General features: G+C 41.2%; 1 protein-coding gene. It reads right to left on the bottom strand.

Annotation, left to right across the window (positions count from 1 at the left end; genetic code table 11):
- A partial coding sequence (locus tag NLX82_RS27345) for a non-ribosomal peptide synthetase (protein WP_254349307.1) occupies positions 1 to 5055 on the bottom strand: 5055 nt, incomplete at its 3' end.
- Positions 5056 to 5097 lie beyond the last annotated feature (42 nt).

Below are 5097 nucleotides of genomic sequence, written 5' to 3'. Positions count from 1 at the left end.
CATAATTCCCACTACACTATCAGGTTTTATTCCCTTTTCTCTTAATTTTCTGGCCAGTTGGTTTGCCTTTTCGTTTAGCTCCCTATAAGTCAGCTGTTTATCTTCAAACACTACAGCAATATTATTGGGTGTCCGTTCCACCTGTTCCTCAAAAATCTGATGGATGGTCTTTTCCCGAGGGTATCCTGCTTTTGTATTATTAAATTCATATAATATTTGATGTTTTTCGTCTTGTGACAGCATATCAATTTCTAATAGCCTTTTTTCAGGAAAGGCTGCTGCCTCTTCCAATACATTAAGGTAATGGGCAATAAGCCTTATAACTGACTCTTTCTTAAACAACCTGGTAGCATACTCCAATTCAAATGCAATACCGTCCTCTGTTTCCTCAGCGTTTAAAGTCAAGTCAAACTTGGATATTCTTACTTCACTGTCATAGGGCATAAACCTTAGCCCATCCATCTTCACTTCTGATGCCTCGATATTTTGCAGTACAAACATAGTATCGAAAAGTGGATTTCTGCCCAGATCCCTTTCCAGGTTAAGCTTATCTACCAGTTCTTCAAATTGGTAATCTTGGTTTTCGTAAGCCCTTAAGGAGTTTTCTCTTACTTCATTAAGGAAGTCCACAAAAGTCTTTCCACCTTGAGGGTGATTCCTCATGGCTAGCGTGTTTACAAACATACCAATAACGTCCTGAAGATCAGTATGCGGCCTTCCTGCAACGGGACTTCCAACTATAATATCTTCCTGTCCGGTGTACTTGGATAAAAGGACATTGTATGAAGCTAAAAGTACCATGTAGAGCGTGGCACCATTATTCACTGCAAGTTTGTTCAGTTTAACAGCAAGCTCCTTGCCTGCTTTGAAACTGATCACATCTCCCTCAAAACTCTGTATAGCTGGCCTAGGGTAGTCTAGCGGCATATTAAGCAAAGGAATTTCTCCTTTGAATACTTGGAGCCAGTATTCTTCCTGCTTACTAATTGTCCCATCAGCAAACAGCCTGTTCTGCCATACGGAAAAATCCTTGTACTGAATCTTAAGTTCCGGAAGTTCCTTACCTTCATACAGGCTCATAAATTCTCTTACCAGTATGTCGTCAGACACCCCGTCAGATATAATATGGTGCTTATCAGACATCATAATATATCTGTCTTCTCCAACTTTTATAAGCCCAACCCTAAGTAAAGGAGCCTCATCAAGGTCAAAGGTCCTAATAAATTCACTGGCTATTTTCGCAGCTCTTTCCTCATCGGTTTCCATATACATAACACTAAAATCCACATTGCTATGGACCTTTTGTACCGGTTTACCATCTATCATATGGAATGAGGTACGGAAAGACTCATGTCTGTCAACAAGCTCCCTAAAAGCCTGTTCAAAGCGCAGTTTATCGAGTTTGCCTTCAATTAGCATAATACCAGGCATGTTGTATGCCATCCCAACTGCGTCAAGCTGGTTTAGAATATACAGCCTTTTCTGGGCGGATGAAATTGGATAGTACTCCATCTCCCCAGCCGGCCCAATAGAATGAAATACACTCTCCTTTGCAATCTTGATGCACTCGGCAACTTCAGACATATTTGGGCTCTTAAATATTTCTTTAAGCGGTATGTTTACATTGAACTCTTTGTGAATCCTGGCAATAAGATTTGCTGCCCTTAAGGAATGTCCCCCCAGCTCAAAGAAATTGTCGTTTCTTCCCACTTTCTCTATACTAAGGATATCCTGCCACAACCCCGCAAGTTTCTCCTCCACTTCACCCAAGGGTGCGACATACTCTATTCCAGCATCGATATTGCCGTCAGGTTCGGGCAATGCCTTCCTATCTATTTTGCCATTGGGAGTCAGCGGCAGCTTTTTTAACTGCATAAAATAGGATGGTATCATATAGTCTGGAAGGTCCTTTAAGAGATGTCCCCTTAGTTCTGCTATTGTTAATTCATTTTCCCCTGCCACATAGGCACACAGATACTTGTTTCCCTTCTGATCTTCCCTTGCAATAACCACTGCTTCCTTTATTGAAACGTGCTTTAGCAGTTGTGCTTCTATTTCCCCCAGCTCTATTCTAAATCCCCTTATCTTTACCTGATGATCTACTCTTCCTAAAAATTCCATATTCCCATCAGACAGCCATCTGGCCAGATCCCCTGTACGATACATCCTTTCCCCTGATATAAACGGGTTAGGTACAAATTTTTCAGCTGTCAGTTCGGGCCGGTTTAGATATCCCCTTGCAAGCCCTTCTCCCCCTATGCACAACTCACCCAAAACCCCTGTAGGCTGAGGTCTCAAGTGTTTGTCAACAACGTAGTATTTTATATTTTGCATTGGCTTTCCGATAGGTACACTCCCGGATTCCAAATAGCTTCCCAGTCTCTTTTCGTAATAACTGGAATCTATGGTGGACTCAGTAACCCCATAGCTATTAACAACCCGCAGTTTCTCTCCATACCAGGATTGTAATCTTTCATAATCTTCCACAGAGAGAGTATCTGATCCAAGTATAAGCAACTTGAGGCTATCAATAATCAAAGCATTATCATGGATATAATCCATAAGAGGAATAATCAGTGCCGGTGTGGATTCAAAGATGGTTATTTTATGGGTTTTAATAAGTGAATATAATCGTGCAGGATCGTATCTCTCCTCGGATGAACAAATAACCATTTGGCCTCCGTTGAGCAGCGTTCTCGAAACATCTCCCACAAATACATCAAAAGAAAAACTTGCGATTTGCAACAGCTTTACATCCATATCCGCAAGCCTATATTCCTTTTTCCATGCGTAAGATATGTTGACAAGACTTCTATGCTCTATCATGATCCCCTTTGGCTTTCCTGTGGTTCCTGATGTATAAATGACATATGCTAAATTACAAGATTTATTAATGACAGGAAGATTTTCTGTTCTCCCGTTGTAATTCACACAGTCATCAAAGCTTATAATATCAAGATCAAATTTAATTTTTTCTTTATGATGTTCTTGCGTAAGAATAATTCCAGCCAAGCTGTCATCGATCATATATCTGATTCGTTCTTCAGGATATTCGGTGTCTATGGGTAAATACGCGCCTCCTGCTTTAAATACAGCAATTACACCTATTATCATTTCTATGGACCGGTCTACCATTATAGCTACTACACTGTCAGGTTTTAATCCCTTGTCCCTTAAGATCCAAGCCAGTTGATTGGCCTTTTCATTAAGTTCTCCGTAAGTCAAGTATTTATCTTCAAATACTACTGCTATGTTATCAGGCGTCTTTTCCACTTGTTCTTCAAATAGCTCTTGTATGGTCTTATCCTTAGGATATTCTACTTTTGTATCATTGAAGCCATAGATTATTTGCTGTTTTTCCTCCTGGGACAACATATTTATTTCCGACAACCTTTTAAACGGATTTGCGGTTATCTCTTCCAACACGTTAAGGTAATGAGCCGCCAACCTTTTTATAGTCTCTTTTTTGAAAAGCCGAGTACAATATTCAAAGCTAAAAGCCATACCATCTTCACGCTCTATTGCATCAATGGATAGGTCAAATTTTGATATTCTATACTCTAGCCCGTTATTAAAAGGTCTGAAGCTTATACCAGGTACTGCAAATTCTACCTTAGAGGCATTTTGCATGGTAAACATAGTATCAAACAGTGGGTTTCTGCTCATGTCCCTCTTCAAGTTAAGCTTCTCAACCAGTTCTTCAAATTGGTAATCCTGATTGTCATAAGCCCTTAGAGCGTTTTCTCTTACTTCATTCAAGAATTCTACAAAGGTACTATCTCCCTTGGGGTAATTTCTCATAGCCAAGGTATTTACAAACATACCAAGGATATCCTGCAGGTCTGAATGTGGCCTTCCGGCTATAGGGCTTCCAACGATTATGTCTTCCTGTCCGGTGTGCTTAGACAGCAATATGTTGTATGCCGCGAGCAGTGTCATGTAAAGCGTAGCCCCATTATCCCTTGCAAGCTTGTTTAATTTATTCGTAAGCTCACTGCCTGCTTCAAAGCTAAAAAAATCCCCTTCAAAGCTTTGTATTACAGGCCTTGGATAGTCTAGCGGCATATTCAGTACAGGTATTTCTCCCTGGAATGCTTGGAGCCAGTATTCCTCCTGGCTGCTAATTCCGCCCTCATCAAACAGTTTATTCTGCCATACAGCGTAGTCCTTGTACTGTATCCGAAGTGCTGGAGGGTTGTTTCCTTCATAAAGATCCATAAACTCACGAATCAGTATGTCCATGGAGACACCATCGGATATAATGTGATGCATATCAAACATCATAAGATGCCTGTCTTCTCCCGTTTTTACAAGCTCTACCCTTAGCAGAGGAGCCTTGCCAAGATCAAAAGGTCTGGCAAATTCCCCAGCATACTCTGCGGCTTTTTCTTCGTTAGTTTCAAAGTACATCACGCTGAATTCCACATGGTCATGAACCTTCTGGACCGGGTTACCATCGATCATGTGGAACGATGTTCTAAGAGTCTCATGCCTTTTTACCAACTGCCTGAAGACTTCCTGGAAACGCGCTGTATCAATGCTTCCTTCCAGCAGCATAATACCAGGCATGTTGTATGCTGTCCCTGCCCCTTCAAGCTGGTTTAGTATATACAGCCTTCTTTGTGCAGATGACATAGGGTAGTATTCCATTTCTCCTGCCGGTTGGATTGACTGATATAGGCTCTCCTTTGAGTCTTTAATATATCTGGCAATTTCTAAGATGGTTGGTGTCTTGAATATTTCCTTAAGAGGTATGTCTATATTGAACTCTTTGTGAATTCTTGCTACAAGGCTTGTTGCCTTTAACGAGTGTCCCCCAAGCATAAAAAAGTTATCATTTCTTCCTACCTTCTCTATTCCAAGGATATCCCGCCACAACAGCGCAAGTTTCTCCTCTATTTCTCCCGAAGGTACTACGTATTCTACGCCGGTATTAACATTGCTATCGAGCACAGGCAATGCTTTCCTGTCTATTTTTCCATTAGGGGTCAATGGCAGCTTTTCCATCCGCACAAAGTAGGAAGGGATCATGTAGTCCGGGAGCTCTTTTGACAAGTGTTCCCTCATCCCCTGTACGGTTATTTCTTGATCCGGTAC

It is taken from the genome of Paenibacillus sp. A3M_27_13, assembly GCF_024213315.1.
In the GTDB taxonomy this organism is placed as follows: Bacteria; Bacillota; Bacilli; order Paenibacillales; family Paenibacillaceae; genus Paenibacillus; species Paenibacillus polymyxa_B.
Note: the sequence above shows the minus strand (reverse complement) of the source record. Positions and strands in the feature narration are given on the sequence as shown.